16 protein-coding genes are annotated in these 20,679 nt (G+C 73.1%); 8 read left to right on the top strand and 8 right to left on the bottom strand.

The annotated features are described in order from the left end of the window. The 3 genes from ACFU7Y_RS00355 to ACFU7Y_RS00345 are packed head-to-tail and all read left to right on the top strand — an operon-like array spanning position 1 to position 1,857. Positions 1-213, top strand: coding sequence for an MbtH family protein (locus ACFU7Y_RS00355; RefSeq protein ID WP_224273746.1), 213 nt, complete (start codon positions 1-3; stop codon positions 211-213). Continuing rightward, positions 213-1,094, top strand: coding sequence for an alpha/beta fold hydrolase (locus tag ACFU7Y_RS00350; protein WP_224273744.1), 882 nt, complete (start codon positions 213-215; stop codon positions 1,092-1,094). Before ACFU7Y_RS00355 ends, ACFU7Y_RS00350 begins: the two co-directional genes overlap by 1 nt. A gap of 25 nt (positions 1,095-1,119) precedes the next feature. Further along, positions 1,120-1,857 (top strand): polyprenol monophosphomannose synthase, encoded by a 738-nt coding sequence (locus ACFU7Y_RS00345; RefSeq protein WP_380765721.1) that lies wholly within the window; start codon positions 1,120-1,122, stop codon positions 1,855-1,857. 81 nt (positions 1,858-1,938) lie between these two features. Here the strand turns inward: ACFU7Y_RS00345 and ACFU7Y_RS00340 are convergent, their stop codons facing one another. Both ACFU7Y_RS00340 and ACFU7Y_RS00335 read right to left on the bottom strand, forming a co-directional pair. Beyond that, positions 1,939-2,163 (bottom strand): hypothetical protein, encoded by a 225-nt coding sequence (locus ACFU7Y_RS00340; protein WP_224273741.1) that lies wholly within the window; start codon positions 2,161-2,163, stop codon positions 1,939-1,941. Next, the gene (locus ACFU7Y_RS00335; RefSeq protein ID WP_224273739.1) at positions 2,154-3,317 is read right to left on the bottom strand and encodes a glycosyltransferase family 2 protein; all 1,164 of its coding nucleotides are present in this window, start codon (positions 3,315-3,317) and stop codon (positions 2,154-2,156) included. Before ACFU7Y_RS00335 ends, ACFU7Y_RS00340 begins: the two co-directional genes overlap by 10 nt. Positions 3,318-3,763: 446 nt before the next feature. On the opposite strand from ACFU7Y_RS00335, the gene ACFU7Y_RS00330 reads away from it, so the two are divergent. The 5 genes from ACFU7Y_RS00330 (at position 3,764) to ACFU7Y_RS00310 (ending at position 9,932) form a co-directional block, all read left to right on the top strand. Continuing rightward, complete coding sequence (locus tag ACFU7Y_RS00330) at positions 3,764-4,744, top strand: glycoside hydrolase family 16 protein (protein ID WP_224273738.1); 981 nt, start codon at positions 3,764-3,766, stop codon at positions 4,742-4,744. A gap of 226 nt (positions 4,745-4,970) precedes the next feature. Beyond that, complete coding sequence (locus ACFU7Y_RS00325; protein ID WP_224273736.1) at positions 4,971-5,156, top strand: hypothetical protein; 186 nt, start codon at positions 4,971-4,973, stop codon at positions 5,154-5,156. Between the two features lie 200 nt (positions 5,157-5,356). Further along, on the top strand, positions 5,357-7,219 hold the full coding sequence (locus ACFU7Y_RS00320) for a BTAD domain-containing putative transcriptional regulator (RefSeq protein WP_380765717.1): 1,863 nt from the start codon (positions 5,357-5,359) through the stop codon (positions 7,217-7,219). A gap of 68 nt (positions 7,220-7,287) precedes the next feature. Then, the gene (locus ACFU7Y_RS00315) at positions 7,288-8,025 is read left to right on the top strand and encodes an ABC transporter ATP-binding protein (protein ID WP_224273733.1); all 738 of its coding nucleotides are present in this window, start codon (positions 7,288-7,290) and stop codon (positions 8,023-8,025) included. Then, a complete protein-coding gene (locus ACFU7Y_RS00310; RefSeq protein ID WP_380765715.1) occupies positions 8,019-9,932 on the top strand; it encodes an FtsX-like permease family protein in 1,914 nt (637 codons plus the stop codon). Before ACFU7Y_RS00315 ends, ACFU7Y_RS00310 begins: the two co-directional genes overlap by 7 nt. A 121-nt stretch (positions 9,933-10,053) precedes the next feature. Here the strand turns inward: ACFU7Y_RS00310 and ACFU7Y_RS00305 are convergent, their stop codons facing one another. From ACFU7Y_RS00305 to ACFU7Y_RS00280, 6 genes are read right to left on the bottom strand one after another with little or no spacing between them, the layout of a single operon-like run. Beyond that, positions 10,054-10,461, bottom strand: a complete 408-nt coding sequence (locus tag ACFU7Y_RS00305) for a hypothetical protein (RefSeq protein WP_224282221.1) — start codon at positions 10,459-10,461, stop codon at positions 10,054-10,056. Further along, positions 10,461-16,550, bottom strand: a complete 6,090-nt coding sequence (locus ACFU7Y_RS00300) for an amino acid adenylation domain-containing protein (RefSeq protein ID WP_380765713.1) — start codon at positions 16,548-16,550, stop codon at positions 10,461-10,463. The genes ACFU7Y_RS00305 and ACFU7Y_RS00300 overlap by 1 nt, the downstream gene beginning before the upstream one ends. Further along, positions 16,534-17,322 (bottom strand): thioesterase II family protein, encoded by a 789-nt coding sequence (locus ACFU7Y_RS00295; protein WP_380765711.1) that lies wholly within the window; start codon positions 17,320-17,322, stop codon positions 16,534-16,536. The genes ACFU7Y_RS00300 and ACFU7Y_RS00295 overlap by 17 nt, the downstream gene beginning before the upstream one ends. Before the next feature lie 4 nt (positions 17,323-17,326). Then, complete coding sequence (locus ACFU7Y_RS00290) at positions 17,327-18,316, bottom strand: TauD/TfdA family dioxygenase (RefSeq protein WP_224282224.1); 990 nt, start codon at positions 18,314-18,316, stop codon at positions 17,327-17,329. Beyond that, positions 18,313-19,671 (bottom strand): MFS transporter, encoded by a 1,359-nt coding sequence (locus tag ACFU7Y_RS00285; RefSeq protein ID WP_380765709.1) that lies wholly within the window; start codon positions 19,669-19,671, stop codon positions 18,313-18,315. The genes ACFU7Y_RS00290 and ACFU7Y_RS00285 overlap by 4 nt, the downstream gene beginning before the upstream one ends. After that, complete coding sequence (locus tag ACFU7Y_RS00280; RefSeq protein ID WP_380765707.1) at positions 19,668-20,645, bottom strand: ornithine carbamoyltransferase; 978 nt, start codon at positions 20,643-20,645, stop codon at positions 19,668-19,670. Before ACFU7Y_RS00280 ends, ACFU7Y_RS00285 begins: the two co-directional genes overlap by 4 nt. Positions 20,646-20,679 lie beyond the last annotated feature (34 nt).

Genomic DNA, 20,679 nt, shown 5'->3' with positions numbered 1-20,679 from the left:
ATGACAAATCCGTTCGAGGACCCTGACACGGCCTACAAGGTGCTGGTCAACGACGAGGGTCAGCATTCGCTCTGGCCCGCGTTCGCCGCCGTTCCCGAGGGGTGGTCGGTCGCGCTGGCCGACGCGGACCGCGGGACCTGCCTCGCGTACGTCGAGGAGCACTGGACCGACATGCGTCCGAAGAGCCTGGCCGACCGCATGGCCGCACGCTGATGGGCGTCGCGACCGTCCGCGGGGCACAGCTGCACTACGACGACCTCGCACCCGGCGGCCGGGAAGGCGCGGAGCCGGTCGTCCTGGTCATGGGCGCGGGCGGTCGCGGCCGGGCGTGGCACCTGCACCAGGTGCCGGCGCTCACCGAGGCCGGCTATCGGGTGATCACGTACGACTCCCGCGGTGTGCCCCCCAGCGACCCCGGCGAGGCGGGTTTCACGGTCGGCGACCTCGCGGCCGACCTGGCGGGGCTCATCGAGCACCTGCACGCCGGGCCGTGCCGCCTGGTGGGGACCTCGCTCGGCGCGCACGTGGTGCAGGAACTGCTGCTGACCCGGCCCGACCTGGCCACCGCCGCCGTCCTGATGGCCACCCGCGGCCGCGACGACGAACTGCGCGCGGCCGCCGACCGGGCCGAGCTGGAGCTGCTGGACTCCGGCATCACGCTGCCGCGCGGGTACCACGCGGCCGTGCAGGCGATGCAGAACCTGTCCCCGCACACGCTCAACGACGACCTCGAAGTGTCCAACTGGCTGCCGGTGTTCGAGCAGTCGCTGTCCGCCGGCCCCGGACTGCGGCATCAGCTCGCCATCAAGCCGGACCCCCGTCGCCTCGCGGCCTACGCCGCGATCACCACGCCGTGTCTGGTCATCGGCTTCGCCGACGACCTGATCACGCCCCCGCACCTGGTCGCCGAGGTGGCACGTGCCATCCCCGGCGCCGCCCACCGGCTGATCCACCGCGCGGGTCACTACGGCTACCTGGAGCAGCCGGAGGAGGTGAACCGGCAGATCCTGGAGTTCTTCCGGAGCGTTCCGGCCCGCCCTCTCGCACGTACGAACCGTGCGGCGGCCCACGAGCGCCCGGTGACCGGCCCCTGAACCGTTTCCCGACCGAGGAGTGCCGATGGCCGTCGCATCCCCGAAGACTGTTGTCGTCGTGCCGACCTACAACGAGCGGGACAACCTGCCGGTACTGGCCGGTCTGCTCGCGGACCTGCCGGTGCCGAACCTGCACCTGCTCGTGGTCGACGACAACTCACCCGACGGCACCGGTGAGGTCGCCGACAAACTCGCCGCCGACGCGCCGGACACCGTCGGCGTGCTGCACCGCGTCGCCAAGGACGGACTCGGCCGCGCCTACATCGCCGGAATGACCCGTGCGCTGGACGAGGGCGCCGACATCGTGATCCAGATGGACGCCGACCTCTCGCACCCGGTCTCGGCGATCCCGGCCATGGTCGACGCGCTGCTGACGAAGGGCGCCGCCGCCGTGATCGGCTCGCGCTACGTGGCCGGTGGCTCGACCGCCTCCGACTGGCCCTGGTCGCGCAGGGCCCTGTCGGCCTGGGCCAACATCTACGTCAACGCGATCCTGGGGTTGCGGCTGAAGGACGCCACCGCCGGATTCAAGGCGTGGCGGGCCGAGACCCTGCGCGCGATCGACCTGGGCTCCGTGCACAGCAACGGGTACTCCTTCCAGGTCGAGATGAACCACCGCGCGGTGACGCGGGGATTCACCGTCCTCGAAGTGCCGATCCGCTTCGAGGAACGCGAGCAGGGCGTGTCGAAGATGAGCATGGGAGTGCAGCTCGAATCCGCCCTCGCCCCGTGGAAGCTGCGCTTCGGGGGCAAGCGCGGTTGAACCCCCACGGCCGGTTCGCCGGCCTCACCGACGCAGCGGGCGGCACCGGGGCATCCACCGACGGCCTCCGCGGGCGCCGGGTCAGGCCCGGCGGCGGCCGGCACCGGCAAGGCGGCGGTCCCGGCGGCTGCGGCGAACGGACGCCGCGAAGGTGACGATGGAGACGCTGATGACGGTGATGCTGACGACCATCAGGACGAGGTCGGCGTTGGGAACCTGGGTCATGGCGACGGTGATGGCCGCCAGGAGGATGCAGACGCCCAGGCCCTTGAAGACGTTCATGGTGTTCTTTCGGGTCACTTCCACGCGGAGACGCGTGTCATGTACGACTTGACGACGGAGGAGACGAGCCAGTAGGTGCGGACCACCGTGAAGACGAGCTCCGGTACCAGCAGCGCCTCGACGATCATGGCCTTGGGTCCGAGCTTGCGGACCCGGAGCGCCGGGTAGAGGACCCAGAAGCCGATCATCGCCCAGAACAGCGGTCCATGGCTGACCCCGTACTCCACGATGGCGGCCACCTGCTTGGTGCCCCAGCCGAGGATGTAGGCGGAGGCGACGAGCCCCATGATCAGGGTGCTGATCGAGTGCCAGGTGAACTTCGTCCATCCGCGGGCGCGAAGGGTGTCGACGGTGCCGCGGGACCAGCGTTCGCGCTGCTGGATGAGTTCGCGCAGGGTGGGCATCAGGTCGGTGTAGGCGATGCACAGCTCGTTGGCGGTGACCTTCCAGCCGGACTCCTTGAGGGCCAGCGTGGTCTCGTAGTCCTCGACGAGGTTGCGGTGGTCCTCCCAGAAGACCTCGCCGCGCCAGTCGATGAGGGTCTGCAGGGCCTCGGCGCGGTAGAAGCTGCCGGCGCCGGACATGGTGTGCACGTCGGCGCGGTAGCGGGCGCTGGCCGCCCGGCCGTACTCGATGATCTGCATGCCGAGCAGGTAGCGCTGCCAGGGACTGCGCCACAGGCCGGTCCGGCCGAGGCAGGAGGCGCTGACGCCACCCAGCTCGGGGTCGGAGGAGATGACGTTGCGGGCCCGCTCGATGAACCGGTGGTGCAGCTCGGTGTCGGCGTCCATCACCAGGACGTGGCGCACCGCGCCGGTGAGGCGTCCGCCGACCGCTTCCCGGAGCCAGTCCAGCCCGTGGTTGAGGGCGCCGGCCTTCTTGTGGGGGTTGTTGTCCAGGTTGAGCACCACGGTCGGCGGCGTGCGCTCGTCGTCCGCGAACTGCTGGGCGAACTCGCGTGTGCGGTCGGTGGAGTTGTTGACGACCACGATGATGAGGTCGGGGCGCCGGCTCTGCTTGGCCAGGGAGTCCAGCGAGGTGAGAACGCCGACTTCCTCGTTCCGGGCGGGGACGAGGACCACGGTGTCGTAGAGGGCGGTGCCGGCCGCGGGGGCCACCCGGCCCCGACGGTGCCGGCTGCGCGAGGACCGCGACTCCTCGATGGGCGCGCTGGGCACGGCGGCACCTGACACGGTACGAACTCCCCCGTTTTGACGGCGTGGTGGTCAACGCCGCCCACTCTGTGCACATCCCGTTGATGGCCGGGGAGAGGATACCCTCCCAGAAGGTAGACGGTTCAACGGGTTGGCACGCCCCCCCGGCATCGGATGGCACGCAGCGCGATCGCGCACTTCCCCAAAGTAAGTCGGGCCGCTTGGCCGCCTCCGCCAAAGCGCGCCAAATCAGGCAGATCACCCACGCGTGAGCGGCAACGAACGTGGCCGGGAACACATTCACATTCCACCCCCCACCCGCTCTTTGAGCCGCATTCTTCCGGGACGGGTCTTGTTCCGAGGGCCGAAAGGCGATGCAACGGCGTGGATAGGATGAGCGGGAATTGGTCGATCCGATGCGAAGCATGTGCACGCCATGCACCCTCCGCATCCCCCTCGGAGGAGCAGTCGTGACCCGCCTCACCCGGCACACCCGCACGCGGGCCGCACTCGGGATCGCCCTGCCCCTGACCATGCTCGCCGCCTGCGCGAGCGCGTGCGCTTCCGGCAAGGAGTCCCCCGGGCCCACGGCCGGACGCGGACAGGAGGCGCAGCAGGCCGCCACCGCGGCGCCGACCCCCACCACCCCGCCCGGGCCGCCCGGCGTCCTGTTCGACGCCTTCCACTACACCGGAGCCGAGGACCCTTCCCTGGCCGCCCACGGCTGGACCGTCCGCACCGACGGCGGTGGCCCCGGCATCCGCGACACCTGGTCCAAGGAGGGCGTCTCCTTCCCCACCGTGGCCGACGCCCAGAGCGGCCAGGCGATGCAGCTGCGTGTCACCAGCGACGGCACCCCCAAGGGCACCAAGCAGGTCGAGGTCGGACGCTCGACGGGCGAGTCCCTGAACGGCACCATCGCCGCCCGGATCTTCTTCAGCGACAAGCCGGCCGACGGCCGCGACGGCGACCACATCATCCAGACCGCCTACGCGATCTCGCCGGACCACAACTCGCAGAAGTACAGCGAGTTGGACTTCGAGTACATGCCCAACGGCGGCTGGGGCGCGCCCGGCCCCCGGCTCGACACCACGAGCTGGCGCAGCTCCGCCCAGAACGACCGGGACACCCTCGCCACGAAGAAGAGCGTCGCGGGCTGGCACACCCTGATGATGACCGCCGACAACGGAAAGGTCACCTATTCCGTCGACGGGAAGGCCCTGTTCAGCAGCGGCAACAAGTCCTACCCGCGCGAACCCCTGAGCATCCGGTTCAGCTCCTGGCTGATCGACCTTCCCGCGACGATGTCCGGTACCCGGACATGGGACATGAAGGTCAACTGGCTCTACTACCAGGCGGACAAGAACGTCACCCTGGCGGAGGCCGAGAAGGCTGTCAGTGGCTTTTATGCCACCAACACCAATTTCGTGAACACCCTCCCCAAGCACTGACCCCGCCCCCGGGTTCCCGACCGGCTGAATACAGGGACGGAAAAACACTCGGCTGACCGGTCGGTCCGGTTCTCCGATACCGCAACGGTGTTCATCGTGACTGGGCATCAGCTCTTCGGCTGATGCCCCGTCATTTCCCGTGCCTGGGACTGTCCGGGCCTGGTGTCGGAGCCGGCGGCGCCGGCGGGACCGGCAGCCGAGACCTCGGGGCGCATAGGATCCCGGCGTGGCCACGTATCGCAGCGCTGCTCCGCGCTCCCTCCGGATCGCCCGTCAGCTCCAGGAGCGCACCGGCTCCGGCGAGTTGGAGCCGCGCGAGGAGTTCGACGCCCGACTGCGCGCCCACCACGGGCCGCGGGCGCGTCGCGCCGCACTCTCCCCCGCCGCGCGACGTCCCGACGATTCCGTTTGAACTCCGTTACCGGCGCCAATGTATGACGGTGGTGAGAACCCCGACGCCATCCGGCTCACGGGGCCGACGGCAGAGGCGTCCGGCGTCCTGCGCACCCGGGAACGACGACGGTTGCCTGCGGCGAAATCGGATCGAAAGCGGGACGACACCCGCCCCCGGCAGGATGGGCGTACACAGGACACCAGCCAACGGGGGGAACCATGGAGTTCAGCTTGCTCGGTCCCGTCGAAGCCAGACGCAACGGCAAGCCCATCGGGCTGTCCGGGACCAAGATGCGCACGCTGCTCGCGGCGCTGCTGATCGCTCGCGGAAGGGTGGTCCCGGACGCACGGCTGAGTTGGCTGCTCTGGGGTGCCTACCCACCCACAACGATGAACGCGCAGATCTACACCTATGTCTCCCGGTTGCGCAAACTCCTCGAACCCGAGGTCGCCATCGTCCGGCGGGCACCCGGCTACGCCATCGAGACCGGTGACAGCCTCATCGACGTCGTCGAGTTCGAGCGGCTGGAACGTGAGAGCCGCGCCGCGCTCCAGGCGCACCGCTACGAGGAGGCGGGGGCTCTGCTGAACCGGGCGCTCGACCTGTGGCGCGGTCCGGCGCTGGCCAACACCACGGACCTCCTGGTCGAGCAGCAGGAATCACACTGGGAGGAGGTCAGGGCGGCCGCGCTGGAGAACCGCGTGGAGGCCGGCCTCGCACTGGGCCATCACCAGCACCTCACCGCTGAACTCGTCCGTCTCGTCTGCGACTTCCCCCTGCGGGAGCGGATGCGCGCGCAGCTGATGACCGCCCTGTTCAGGTCCGGCCGTCAGGCGGACGCCCTGCGCGTCTTCCACGAGGGCCGCCGTGTGCTGGCCGACGAGCTCGGAGTCGACCCGGGTGCCGAACTCACCGGGACCTACCAGGCCGTACTCAACGGTTCGCTCGACACCGCCCCGGCCGAGTCGCTCACCCGTGCCCCTCGGGAGCCCGCCCCCACAGGGCCGGTGGCGCCGTCGACACTGCCCGCGGACACCGCCACGTTCGTCGGACGGGGGCGGGAACTGGCCTCGCTGCAGGCTCTGTTGGCCCCCGGAAGCCCTGTCCGGCGCGGCCTGATCACCGGCATGGGCGGGGTCGGCAAGACGGCCCTCGCCCTGCGCGCCGCGCACACCAGCAGGTACCACTTCCCCGACGGGCAGCTGTACGTGGACCTCGCGGACGAGGACGGCACCGCCCGGGATCCGCGCGAAGTCCTGGTCCGGCTGCTGCGCGCCCTCGGCGAGGAGACGGCGGCCGGCGACGGGGCGTACGGCGGGGGAATGTCCCCCGCCGTGGCGCTCCGCCCCGGTCTCGACGAGCTGGTGCGCCGCTACCGCGCCCGTACCGCCGGACGGAAGCTGCTGGTCGTGCTGGACAACGTGTCCGACACCGAGCAGCTCGCCGCGCTCCTCCCCGGCGGTGAGGAGCCCGCGGTTCTCGTGATCGGTCACGCGCACCTCGCCGCCGCCATCGGCCCGCACACCACCGTCGTCGAACCGCTCGGCGACGACGACAGCCTGGCCCTGCTGGCCGCCGCCGTGGGTGTCGGGCGGGTCGCCGAGGACCTGGCAGCCGCCCGAGAGATCATCGCGTACTGCGGCGGCGTCCCGCTCGCCCTGCGGACGGCAGGCGCCCGGCTCGCCGCCCGCCCCCACTGGTCGCCGGCACTGCTGGCCGGTCTGCTCGCCGCCCCGGCGAACCGGCTGCGCGAACTGCGTTTCGGCGGCCTGGACATGGCCCGCTCCCTGCGCTCCTGGCTGCGGCTGACCGGCGTGGCGGAGGACGACCTGCGCCTGTGCTCCGCGCTGGGCGAGCGCTCCTTCTCGGCCGCGACCGCCGCCGCCGTACTCGAACTTCCCGTCGTCCTGGCCGAGGACCTGCTGGAGCGACTGGCCGACGCCTCGCTCATGGATCCCGCGGAACCGTCCGGAGGGACGAACGGGGTTCCGCAGTACCGGTTCCACCGGCTCGTGCTCTGCTACGCACGCTCCCTGCCCGTCCGGATCCCCGTCGACACCGCGCTGCCGGTGGCGAGTTGAGCAGCTTCCCACCGCCCCCGTCCATTCTCGGCCCATCGCCGCCTCACACCACGAGAGACAAGAGGATTATGAGCAACGACGCAGTAGTGCTGACGTCGGTGACGAAGACCTACCGAACGGGCGACCACACGGTCAGAGCACTCGACGGAGTCTCGCTCGCCCTGCCGGCCGGGAGTTTCACTGCGATCATGGGTCCCTCGGGATCGGGGAAATCGACCCTCCTGCAGTGCGCGGCGGGCCTCGACCGGCCCGACGGCGGCTCCGTCGCCCTCGGCGGCACCGAGCTGACCGGCATGTCCGAGAGCGAGCTGACGCTGCTCCGGCGCAACCGGATCGGCTTCGTCTTCCAGCAGTTCAACCTGATGTCGATGCTGACCGCCGAACAGAACGTGGCGCTTCCGCTGCGGCTGGCCGGCCGCAAGCCCCCGCGCGGCGCGGTGGCGGAGGCATTGGGCCGGGTCGGCCTCGCCGACCGCGCCCGCCACCGGCCCTCCGAGCTGTCCGGCGGCCAGCAGCAGCGTGTCGCCCTGGCCCGCGCCCTGATCACCCGGCCCGAGGTGCTGTTCGGCGACGAGCCGACCGGCGCCCTGGACTCCTCCACCGGCCGCGAGGTACTCGCCCTGCTGCGCGGTCTGGTCGACAACGACGGCCAGACCGTCGTCATGGTGACGCACGACCCGCAGGCCGCCTCCCACGCGGACCGGGTGGTCTTCCTCGTCGACGGCCGGGTCAGCGGCGAGCTGCTGCGGCCCGCCGCCCACGAGATCGCCGCGCGGATGACCGAGCTCGAGGAGATCTCGTGCTGAGTGTCGCCCTGGCCACGGTGCGGGCCCGTTGGGCCCACTTCGTGGGTGTCTTCCTCGCCGTCGCGCTCGGCGTCGGCCTGACCGCCTCGATGGGGCTCGCGCTGGCGGCCACCCTCGACGCGCCGCAGGAACTCAAGGACCGTGACGCGGACGCCGTGCTCACGGTCAACGCCATGCTCGGCACCGCCTCGGCCGTCACCACCTTCACCTCCGTCTTCGTCGTCGCGTCGGCGTTCGCCTTCGCGGTGGCCCAGCGCCAGCGCGAGTTCGGCCTGCTCCGCATCGCCGGGGCGACCCCCCGCCAACTGCGGGTCGCCGTCCTCGTCGAGGCGGCCGTGGTGGCCGTCCCCGCCGCACTGGCCGGGATGCTGATCGGCAGCGTGGGCGGCCCCGCCCTGATCGACTGGATGGCCCGGGAGCGGCTCGCGCCCGCGTGGCTCACGACGGGCGACCAGGTGTGGCCCTACGCCGTGGCCTTCGCGATCGGGCTCGTGGTCGCTCTCACCGGCGCGTTCGCCGCGTCGGGCCGGGCGGCCCGCACCAGCGCCATCGAGGTGCTGCGGGAGGCGGCCGTCGACAAGCGGGTGATGACGGTCGGACGGTGGGTGTTCGGCGGGCTGCTGCTGGCCGGCGGGCTGGTCCTGTTCGTCCAGCAGCTGGTGTCCGACCCGGCGAACCTGCTCAAGCGCAAGACGTACACCACCGAGCCGATGCTGCTCATCGGCGCGTTCGCCCTGCTGGCCCCGCTGGCCGCCGGACCGTTGGTACGGCTCGTCGCCCGGCCGCTGGAGTCCGCCCGGGGCGCGGTCGGCACCCTGGTGCGCGAGAGCGCGACCGCCGGTGTCCGGCGGACCTCCGCGATCGCCGCCCCGGTGCTCGTCAGCGTTGCCCTGGCCGGGTCCCTGCTCGGCTCGACGGACACCGTCGGCGCGGGCAAGACGGACGAGATCCGCAACCGTACGGTCGCGGACTTCGTCGTCACCCCGGCGTCCGGGGGGACGCTGGACGACGCCGCCGTCCGGGCGGCCGCGGTGCCGGGCAGCCGTACCGCGGTCACGGCGCCCACCACGGTCGAGTACCTCTACGAGGGTCTGGTGCGGGTGCCCGAGCCGGGCCGGGTCGTCGATCCGGCGGTCTTCGCCGAGCTGTCGAGCCTCCCGCTGATCGCCGGGTCGGTGAAGGACCTGAACGACCGGTCGATCGTCGTCAACGACGAATGGCCGGTCACCGAGGTCGGCAAGCAGGTCGACGTCTGGCGGTCGGACGGCGCCAAGGTGACGCTGACCGTCGCCGCCGTGATGCGCAGGGGCACGGGCAGCAACGGCGTGTACGTGACCGCCGCCAACGCCCCCGGCGCCCGTCCCGACCGGGTCGAGGTCCGGGTGGACCAGGGCGCGGACCGGGCGCAGGTCGGGGCCGCCCTGGCCGCGGCCGTGCGTCCGCACGGCGCCGTGTCGGCCACGGCCGAGGAGTGGATCGCAGCCTCGCAGCCGGAGACCAAGCGGGAGAGCCGGTTGGCCGTCTTCGTGGTGCTGGGGCTGGCCCTGATCTACTCCCTGATCGCCCTGGCCGGGACGGCGGTCGCGGCCGCCGGTGACCGGCGCCGTGATCTGGCGACGCTGCGGCTGACCGGGGCCACCGGCGGCCAGGTGCTGTACGTGGTGGCCGTCGAGGCGGCCGTCGTGGTGGTGGCGGGCGCGCTCCTGGGTTTGGTCGTGACCACGCTCAACGTGATGGGCACCTGGTCCGCGCTGTCCGTACTGGTCGGGTCCGGGGCCCCGCTGGCACTGCCGTGGGCGGCGATGGCCGCGGTGACGGCGGCCTGTGCCGCGGTCGCCGTCCCCGCCTCGGTCCTGGCGGCGGCGGCCGCGCTGCGCGGACGCCCCGCCCCGGGCGGGGCCGCCTGACCCACGGTCCGGCCGGCCGCGCACGGTCCGCTCCGCACGGGTCCGGTACCCGCCCCCGGCACGCCCGGGGCGGGTACCGCACGGCGACGCCTACCCGCCCCGGGCGCCGGTCCGGGGCCGGTCAGCCCTTGCAGGCGTCGTCGAGGCGGGCGGAGGCCTTCTCCAGCCGGGTGAAGGTCTTCTCGATGCCGGCGACCTTGCCCCGGGCGGGGTCGGAGCTCCGGACCTGTTGGGCGAACTCGTCGTAGGCGTCAGCGAATTCACCGAGTGCGCTCTTGACCTTCCGGTCGGTGGAGCGCTCCCCCGCCGCACGCAGTTCACGGGCGAGCCCGCCGGCGTTCGCGGCGGCCCCCTCGGGATCCTTCTCCAGGTCCGCGGACGAGTCGGCGAAACGGTCGGCCGAGGCGATGCTCTGGCCGCACGGGTACGGTGCGGCGGACCCGGTCTTGTCCTGGCATCCGGCCAGTGCGGCGATCGCGACCGCGGCGACGGCGAGCGATGTGAAGGCGCGAAGCCGGGTTGTGCGCATCAGTAACCACCCCACTGGATGAGGACCTGCTCGCGCTCCGCCTGGGAGAGCAGGTCGACGGAGCCCACGGAGAGTTCCGGGGTCTGGGCGATGCTCTCCAGTGCGCGTACCGTGCGCTCCAGGAACACCCGCGCCTCGTCGGCGCCGAAGACGTCCGGGCGGTGCCCGAGCCGCAGCTCCAGGCCACCCTCGACCGGTACGGCGATCAGCCGCAGCGGGTAGTGCGTCGCGTCGTCCACGGCGAGCCCGGTCAGCCGCGGCCCGACGACCGCGGCGGCCAGCGCCCCGGTGTCCAGGGGGTAGTTGACGAGCATGGTGGTCGTGTCGAACAGGTCCCGGCCGACGGTCAGGCGCTGGACGCGGGACAGGGCCACGTGGTGGTGGGCGATCAGCCGGACCTGTTCCTCCTGGAGCCGGGAGAGCAGCGCGTGCAGCGGCTCCCGGTCGTCGAGGCGGACCCGTACCGGCAGCGTGTTGCAGAGCATGCCGATCATGCGCTCGACCCCGGGCACCTCGGCCGGCCGGCCGGAGACGGTGGCGCCGAAGACGACGTCCCGGCTGCCGGTGGCCTGGGCGAGGACCAGCCCCCACGCCGCCTGGTACTGCGTGTTGAGGGTGACGCCGTACGCCCGTCCGCGCTCGGCGAGCCGCGCGAGCAGCTCGTCCGGAACCAGGTGGGTGACCTGCTCCTGCGGTACGGGGGCGAGGTCCGCGGCCCCGGGGGCGACCAGGGTGGGCTCCTCGACGCCGCGGAGGTAGTCCGTCCAGGCGGCCTCGGCCCCGGCCTTGTCCTGGGCGCCCAGCCAGCCCAGGTAGTCCTGGTAGGGGGCGACCGGCGGCAGGCTCGCGCCGCGGTCCGCCCAGAGGGCGAAGAGCTCCTGGACGGCGACGGGCAGCGACCAGCCGTCCCAGACGATGTGATGGGTGCTCAGCAGCAGCCGGTGGCGCTCGGGGGCCAGCTTGACCAGCAGGAACCGCAGCAGTGGCGCTCGGGTCAGGTCGAAGCGGCGGGCCCGCTCGGCGGCGGCGAGCCGTAGCGCCTCCGGCTGCCGTGCGGCAGCCGGCAGAGTGCTCAGGTCGGCTTCGGACCACGGGAGTTCCGCCCGGGCGGACACGACCTGGACGGGTTCGCGGACCCCTTCGTGGTGGAAGCCGGCCCGCAGGTTGGCGTGCCGGTCCAGGAGGGCCTGGCCCGCGGCGCGCAGGGCCGGGGCGTCCAACGGGCCCTCGAAGTCGACGGCGACCTGCATGTTGTACGTGTCGGCGACCGCCTCGAAGGCCCCGGGCGCCCTCGGGCCCGCCTCCGTGGTCGCGGCGGCGTGCTCGGTCTCCACCGCGTGGAACAGGAAGCCCTCCTGGAGTGCGGTGAGCGGCAGGACGTCCACCAGCCCGGGGACGGCCGCCTCCAGCATCTCCACGTCCTGCTGGGTGAGCGTGGCCAGCGGGAAGTCCGAGGGGGTGCGGCCGCCCGCGCCCGGCTCGGCCGCGTGCGCGGCGAGGCCGTGCAGGGCCTGCGACCAGAGCTGTGCCAGCTCGGTCAGGGTCTCCTCGCTCAGCACCCCCGCGGGCGCCGCCCAGTCGGCGTACAGCTCGGGCCCCTCGGCGGTCTCCCGCGCCAGGACGTTGATCTCCAGGACGTGCGCGGCGGGCAGCCCCGGGTCCGCTCCGTCGGGCAGCGCGTCGCCCGGCAACGGCTGCCAGGGCCCGGCGTCCCCGGAGATGCCCAGCCGGCCCAGGTAGTTGAAGAGCACCTGCGGTGCGGGCAGTGCCGACAGCCGGTCCCGGGTCTCGGGGTCGAGGTGGAGCAGCGGTCCGTGGCCGAGGCCGTCGCCGGGCACGGCGAGCAGCTGCTCCTTGACCGCCTTGACCGCGCGGCCCACGGCGGGCCCGCCCCGGACGACCTCGTCCCAGTCGGCGGTGCCGGGGTCGATCAGCACGGGGTGGACGGCGGTGAACCAGCCGACGGTGCGTGACAGGTCGAGTCCGCCCGTCTCGCCGCGGCCGTGGTGTTCCCGGTCGAGGAGGAGCGCGGTGCCGGGGGCGGCGGTGCGGCGGCCGCGCCATTCGGCGACGGCGAGGCCGAGCGCGGTGAGCAGGACGTCGTCGATCCGGCCGTGGAAGGCGGCGGGGACCTGGCCGAGGAGCGCGCCGGTGACCCCGGCCGGGACCGTGGTGCGGATGTGCCGGGCGGTGGCCGCGGTGTCGGTGGCCGGGTCGACGGGGCGGTCACCGATCCCGGGCTGCGGGACGTCGCTCAGCGCTTCCCAGGCGGCGAGTTCGCCGCGCCGGCCGCCTGCCTCGGCGTGGCGGACCTGCTGGGTGGCCCAGGTGCGGTACGAGGTGGGCACGGGCGGCAGGGTGGGGGCGCGGCCCTCGGCGAGGGCTTCGTAGGCCGTCTTCAGGTCGGGCAGCAGGATCCGCCAGGAGACGCCGTCGACGACCAGGTGGTGGATGGCGAGGAGGAGCCGGCCGGGGGCGCCGGGTCCGGCGTCGAAGCGGACGGCCCGCACCATCTGCCCGGCGGCCGGGTCGAGGCCGTCGCGGGCGGCCTCGGCGGCCGAGCGGACGGCGGCGTCGAGGGCGGGGCCGTGCAGCCCGGCGATGTCGACGGCGGTCAGCAGTGCGGGATAGCGGACACCCTTGCGCAGGACGAGCAACTGGTCGTGGGTGCGTTCCAGTCGGGCGCGCAGGGCGTCGTGACGGTCGAGCAGGACGTGCAGGGCCTCGCCGAGGAGTTCGTGGTCGGTGTCCGGTGGCAGGGCGATCAGCATCGCCTGGTGGAAGGTGTCGCTGCTGCCGCCGCGGGCGAGGACGGAGCGGGCGACGGGCGGCAGCGGGACGGGGCCGAGGGCCGCCAGGGCGGGTTCGGTGACTGCGCCGGGCGCGTCCTCACCGCGGGCTGCGACGGCGAGCGCCTCGACCGTACGGAGCTTGAACACCTCGGTGGGGGTGAGCCGCAGTCCGTGTTCCCGGGCCTTCGCCACCAGTTGGATGGCCATGATGCTGTCGCCGCCGAGGTCGAAGAAGGAGGCGTCGGTGCCTGCCCGGTCGGTCCCGAGGACCTCCTGGAAGAGCCGGGTGAGGATCTCCTCCCGTTCGGTGACGGGGGCGCGTCCGGCGGCCTCCTGCTCGGTGGTGTCCGGCGCGGGCAGGGCGGCCCGGTCGATCTTGCCGTTGGGGGTGAGCGGCAGCGCGTCGAGGACGACGACGGCCGAGGGCACCATGAACGGCGGCAGGACGGTGGCGAGCCGGGCACGCAGTCCGGCGGGGTCGAGGGGAGCGGCGCCGGGCGCGGCGGCGGTGTAGGCGACGAGGCGGCGGTTGCCGGGCCGGTCCTCGCGGACGACGACCACGGCCTGGGCGACGCCGTCCTGGCCGGCCAGGACGGTCTCGATCTCGCCGGGTTCGATGCGGTAGCCGCGGATCTTGACCTGGTGATCGGCGCGGCCGACGTAGTCGAGGTAGCCGTCGGGGTGCCATCGCACCAGGTCCCCGGTGCGGTACATGCGGTCGCCGTCGGGGCCGAACGGGCAGGGGACGAACCGGTCGGCGGTCAGGCCCGGACGGCCTGCGTAGCCGCGCGCCAGGCTGGGCCCGGCGGCGTACAGTTCGCCGGCGACGCCGGGCGGCACCGGTCGCAGCCGCTCGTCGAGGACGTAGACGCGGGTGTTGTGGACGGGGCGGCCGATGGGCGGCGCGCCGGGGACGGTGCCGGGGGCCCCGTCACCGGGTGCGGCGGCACGCAGCGGAGCGCTCAGGGTGGTGCAGACGGTGGCCTCCGTCGGCCCGTACGCGTTGACCATCCGGACGCGACCGGACCAACGGGTGACCAGCGCGGGTGGGCAGGCCTCCCCGCCGACGATCAGGGTGCGTACGCCGGGCAGGGCGCCCTCGGGGATGACGGACAGGGCGGCGGGCGGCAGCAGGATGTGGGTCACGCCCTGCCGGGCCACGAGCTCGACCAGGCCTTCACCGGGCAGCAGCTGCTCGGAGGGGGCGAGGACGAGACGGCCGCCGGAGAGCACCGCGGCGATGACGTCGAAGGTGGCGGCGTCGAAGCTGGGCGAGGCGAACTGCAGGACCCTGCTGTCCCCGTCGACGGCGAGGTGCTCGCGCTGCGCCGCGGCCAGGGAGGCGATACCGGCGTGGGTGACGGCGACGCCCTTGGGGCGGCCGGTGGAGCCCGAGGTGTAGATGAGGTAGGCCGGGTTGGCCGGGGTCAGCGGGGCGGTCCGGTCGGCGTCGGTGGGGTTGTCGGCACGGCGGGCGGCCACGGCGGCGGCGGTGGCCGGTTCGTCGACGACCAGCCGGGGGCAGCCGTCGGGGACGACGGACGCCAGCGCGGCGGTGGTCACCGCGCACACCGGACGCGCGTCCTCGACCATGTACCGGATGCGGTCGGCCGGGTAGTTGCCGTCGACGGAGAGGTAGGCGGCGCCCGCCTTGACGGCGGCGAGGAGTCCGGTCAGCCAGAGCGCCGAGCGCGGCAGGACGAGCGCGACGGTGGTCTCCGGGCCGGCACCGCCGGTGACGAGCTGGTGGGCGAGCCGGTTGGCCCGGGCGTTCAGCTCGGCGTAGGTCAGCTCGCCCTCGTCGTCGGCGACCGCGATCCGGTCGGGGGTCCGGGCTGCCTGCGCCTCGAACAGCTGTGTCAGGGTGACGGGTTCGACGCTGTCGCCCGGGGTCTCGTTCCAGTCCTCCAGGATCGTGTGCCGCTCCCCGGCGCCGAGCAGCGGGAGGGTGTCGAGGGCGCGCTCCGGTTCGGCGACTGCCGCGTCGAGGAAGTCCAGGAAGCGGCCCAGGTACGAGGCGACCTCGGAGGAGGAGTACCGGGCCGGGTCGGCGTCGAGGTCGAAGCGCAGGCCGGTGCCGTCCGACCGGTCGTACACGGCGAGCGCCAGTCCGTCGACGGGGCCGAGGGAGAGGTTGTGGGCGGTGGCCCGGTGGCCGCCGAACTCCAGCTGGTAGTCGAAGGCCATGATGTTGACGACCGGGCCGATCAGGCCCATGTCGGTTCCGGTCAGGCCGAGTTCACGGCGCAGGTCCTCGTACCGGCACCTCTGGTGCCGGACCACGGTGCGCACCCGCCGCGAGACCTCCGGCAGCAGGTCGCACAGGCTCCGGCCGGGCTCGACGGTCAGATGGAGCGGCAGCACGGTCGAGGCGAAGCACGGGGTGACGCGGGCGGCCTTCCCGGTGCGGCCGGTGACGGGCAGGCCGAGGACGATGTCACTGCGGCCGGTCATCCGGGACAGGAAGGCGGCGGTCGCCGCGATCAGCAGGACGGGTCCGCGGGTGCGGCCCTCGCGGGCGGTCGCCGCGATCCGCTCGGCCCGGCCGGGTCCGACCGTACGGGTACGGCGGATGAACGCGGGCTCACCGGCGGCGAGTTCGGCCGCGGTGGGGGCGCCCTGCCCGGTCCCGGGCAGCGACGCGGGGGCGGGGATCGACTCCAGCAGCTCGGCCCAGTAGGCGCGGTCGGCCGCCGACGCCTCGCCGGCGCGGTCGGCGGCGTCCTCGTCCAGGACGTCGGTGAGGGGCAGGAACGTGCACGGCTCGGCCGGCCGGCCCTCGACCAGGCCGCTGTAGAGCTCGGCGAGGCGGCGGCCCACCATGCCGCCGGCGACGCCGTCGATCACCAGGTGGTGGTAGCGGTGGAAGTAGAGGAACCGCTCCTCGGCCGTCTTGATCAGGGCGTACGTGGCCAGGCCCCCGGCGGCGAGGTCGACCGGGCGGTTGAGGTCGGCCCGCATCCACGCCTCGGCGGCAGCCGTCGGGTCGGGCCGGTCGCTCAGGTCGAGGAACGGCAGCTCGGGCAGGCTGTCGTCCAGGTACTGCCACAGGCCGTCGTCGTCCTCGGAGATGGTGCGCACCCGCAGCGTGTCCGCCTCCAGGAGCAGCGCGTGCCAGGCCTGTTCGAGCAGGGCGTGGTCGACGTGGCCGTCGATGGCGAAGTACTCGGCGACGTTGTGGCTGCGGCCGGTCGTGTCGAGCTGGTGCGCGAAGTAGAGCCCTCGTTGCGCCGCCGTCAGCGGCAGCCGCTGGGGCGGGAACCGGCGGGGCGGGAACGTCTCATGCGTGGCGGTCATGGCGGTCTCCAGCGAGGTCGGGGCCGAGCCGGCCGATGAGGTACTCCATGAGCGGGGCGGCCCGCCCTTCGAGGTAGAAGTGGCCGCCGGGGAAGGTGTGGACCCGGTGTCCGGCGACGGTGTGACGGGCCCACTCGGCGGCGTCCTCGGGGGTGCAGGAGGCGTCGTCGGACCCGGTGATGACGGTGAGCGGGCAGGTCAGCGGGGCTCCGGGGGCGAAACGGTGGCCGGCGAGCAGCTGGAAGTCGCCGTGCAGGGTGGGCAGGGCGAGCTCGAAGAGCTCCGGGATCTCCAGGAGTTCGGCCCCGCTGCCGCCGAGGCGCCGGACGTACGCCTTGACGGCGTCGGCGTCCGGCAACCGCAGCCGGTCGCGCTGGTCGATGTGGGGGGCCTTGCGCGCGGAGGCGAAGAGGTGGACCACGGCGTTCGGGCGTCGTGGGCGGAGCACCCGGGCGGTCTCGAAGGCGAGGGTGGCTCCCATGCTGTGCCCGAAGAAGGCGGCCGGGCGGTCGAGCCAGGGCGTCACGGCCCGGGCGAGTTCGCCGACCATGACGGACAGGTCGGTGATCAGGGGCTCGTCGAACCGGTCCTGGCGGCCGGGGTACTGCACCGCGACGACCTCGACCTGCGGGGGTGCGGCCTCGGCCAGTTCCCGGAAGGCGGAGGCGCCGCCGCCCGCGTGGGGGAAGCAGAAGAGCCGGACCCGGGCGGCGGGGCGGGGGGCGAAGATGCGCAGCCAGTCGGAGGCGGTCGGGGTCGAGACAGTACGCACGGGCTCATCCCTCCGTCGGGGCGGCGGGGCCGGTGCCGGCTGCGGGGTCGTACGGTTCGGCCATCGCGACCGCGATCTTGCGAGGCCCGGTGAAGGGCTCCCGGCCGTGGGACGCCAGCATGTTGTCCACGACCAGGACGTCGTCCTTGCGCCAGTCGAACCGGACGCTCGCCTGCCGGTAGCAGGACCGCAGGTGGTCCAGTACGTCGTCCGGGATCCGGCCGCCGTCGCCGTAGTACGTGTTGCTGGGCAGGTCCTCCTCGCCGAAGAGTTCGAGCAGCCCCGAGCGCACCTCGGCGGGCAGGGTCGTGTGGTGGAAGAAGGTGATGTGGTTGAACCACACCTCCTCGCCCGTCTCCGGGTGGCGGTGCACCGCGTCGCGGACCGCCCGTGTCCGCATCCCCCCGTCCGGGAGCCACTCCAGGCGCAGGTCCTTGGTCCGCGCCAGGCGCTCCACCTCGGCCCGGTCGTCCGTGTTGAAGACCGTCTCCCAGGGGATGCCGAAGCGCGGGTGGAAGGTGCGGGTGGCCATCCAGCGGCGGCGGGTGAACTCCTCGCGCACGTCCGGGTGGACGAGGGAGAGGATCCGGCGGGTGTCGGCGAGCGGGGTCGCGCCCAGGGTGTCCGGCTCGGTGATGCAGAAGAAGTACAGCAGCCGCGGCCAGACCGACTGGTAGGAGTTCTCGTTGTGCAGGAAGATCTCCTCGTCCGGCGGGTAGTCCGTCGAGGTGTAGACGTTGCCCTTGATGGTGGAGCGGGGAGAGGAGCGTTCCGAGTACGTGAGGGGGGCGGTCGACAGAGCCCGTACGGTCGCGTCGAACCCGTCCACGCCGTCCAGCGGGAAGCCGCGCAGCAGGACCGCGCCGTGCTCGCGCAGCGCCGCGCGCAGGGCGGGGCGCTCGGCGTCGACGTACTCGGTGATGCCCGGGTGGGTGCCGTCGTCCTCGAGGAGGACGGGCAGCAGCCGGGTCTGCTCGGACTGGGAAGTCGTCATGACGTGGGTACCCCTTCGCCGTCGTGTGCGTCGTCGTGTGCGTCGTTGTCGTGTGCGTCGTCGTGCTGCCGGTCGGCTTCGGGCCCCGCGGCGGGGCTGTCGGGCTCGCGGCCGGCCGAGCGGATCGCCGGGCTCAGGGCCGCGAGCAGCGCCATCAGGGCCATCGCGACGGCGAGGCCGAGGACCGTGCCGGAGGTGGAGAAGGCCGCGAGGAGCAGGCCGCCGACCAGGGCGCCCGCCGAGTTCATCCCGGAGGCCATGAGCATGAACACGCTGCTCACCCGGCCCTGCATCTCGTCCGGGGTGATCCGCATCTGGTGCACCCCGGCTCCGACGTTCATCAGCGACCCCGCGAAGGCCATCCCGCCGCACAGCGCACCGAGGCCCACCGGGTCGGTGATCAGCGCGACCGGCGCCAGCAGGAGCGCCCACAGGACGAACGCGCTGATCACCACGGTCGACGGAGCCAAGCGCTTCAGCCACCAGGAGGCGCTGAGCGCGCCCAGCGCGCCGCCCACGCCCTCCATCACCCCGAGCACCCCGAGCATCGCCGGGGAGTGCCCGGCCTCCTTGAAGATCAGGACCAGGGAGAGGTTGAGGACCTGGAAGAGCATGTTGCTGCCGGCCACGAGCCCGACGGCGGCGCGCATGAACTTCTGCCGCCACACCCACGAGACGCCCTCGGCGACCTCGGTCGCGAGGCGGCGCGGCGGCCCGGTGCGCTCCTCCTGGAGGTCGCGGCGGATCAGCAGCAGGCTGACCAGGGCCAGCAGGTGCGCCACCGCGGTGACGCCGAACGGAAGCCAGCGGGTGAGGGCGAACAGGGCGGTTCCCGCGGGCTGCCCGAGCAGGGAGGCGACCTGGCCGCGGGCCTCGTTCTGGGCGACGGCGCCCGCCAGGTGCTCGGCGTCCACGACGTTGCGTACGGCGGCCCGTTCGGCCAGCCGGTAGAACACGAACGCCGTGCCCTCCAGGAAGGCCGCCGCCATCACGTGCGGCAGCCACGGCCGGCCGGCGACCAGCGCCACGGCGACACTGCCCATGGCCAGGATGCCGACGAGGTCGCAGACGATCATCAGCTTGCGCCGGTCCCAGCGGTCGACCAGTGCCCCGGCGGGCAACTGCACCAGCAGGTGCGGCAGCAGTGCGGCGAAGCCGACCAGACCGGCGCCGGCCACCGACCCCTGCCAGATCATCAGCAGCGGGTACGCCGCCTGGGCCGCCTGCACGCCGAGGAGGGAGAAACCGGCGCCGGTCCACAGCAGGAGGAAGTCGCGGTTGCGGCGCAGCGGCTTCGCGGGGGTCTCGGAGGTCTTCGGGCCGTCGGGGACGGGCCGCTCGTCGAGGAGTGTCATGCCGCCCGGAACTCCCGGTCGCCGTGTGCGGGGACGGGCAGCGAGGCGGCACACCATTCGAGGACGGCCATCGCGCTGTGCGCCTTGTTCTCCGCCTGCTGGAAGGCGATGCTGTGCGGCCCGTCGAGGACCTCGGCGGTGACCTCCTCGCCGCGGTGGGCGGGCAGGTCGTGCAGGAAGACCGCCCGCGGGCTGGTCTTCCACAGCGCGTCCGTCACCTGGAACGGGACGAAGCGCTCCCGCCAGTCGGCGTCCGGCTTGCTGGTCCCGGTGGTCTGCCAGCGGGTGGTGTACACGGCGTCGAAGTCGCCGGGCAGGTCCGCCATGTGGTGGTGCTCGGTCAGGACCGACCCGGCGGCCCGGGCGTGGGCCAGGGCCCGGCGTCGGACGTCCGGGTCGAGCCCGTAGCCGGGCGGGGTGCGCAGCTCCAGGGTGGTCCCCCGGTAGCGGGTCAGGCCGAGTGCGAGCGCCGCCGCCGTGTTGTTGCCCTCGCCCACGTACAGGACGCGCAGGCCCTCGATCCGGCCGAACCGGCCGAGGAACGTGGTGAGGTCGGTGAGTCCCTGGGTGGGGTGCTCCTGCGCGCTCATCGCGTTGACCACCGACATCCGGTGCTGGGCCGCCCAGCCGCGCAGCTCGGCGGTCTCGCCCGCCGTCCGCGCGACCAGGACGTCGAGCATCCGGGAGAACACCCGTCCGGTGTCCTCGCTGGTCTCGCCGGTGTTCAGCTGGAGATCGCCCGCGCCGTAGCTGATGATCTGCCCGCCGAGGCGCAGGGCCCCGACGGAGAACGCGGTGCGGGTACGCGTGGACGTCGCGCGGAAGTAGACGCCGGTGATCCGCCCGTCCAGCGGCCGGGCCTGCGGTCCGCCGGCTTCGGTCCGGCCGGCGGCGAACGCGGCGCCGCGCTCCACCAGGGCGTACAGCTCGGCGTCGGTGAGGTCGTCGAGGGAGATGAGGTGTCGTGCTGACACGGAGTTCCTCCGTCAAAGGGGTGGTGAGGAAGCG

This window comes from Kitasatospora sp. NPDC057542 (genome assembly GCF_042801945.1).
Lineage (GTDB): Bacteria > Actinomycetota > Actinomycetes > Streptomycetales > Streptomycetaceae > Kitasatospora.
This window is presented reverse-complemented; position numbering and strand designations above follow the sequence as displayed.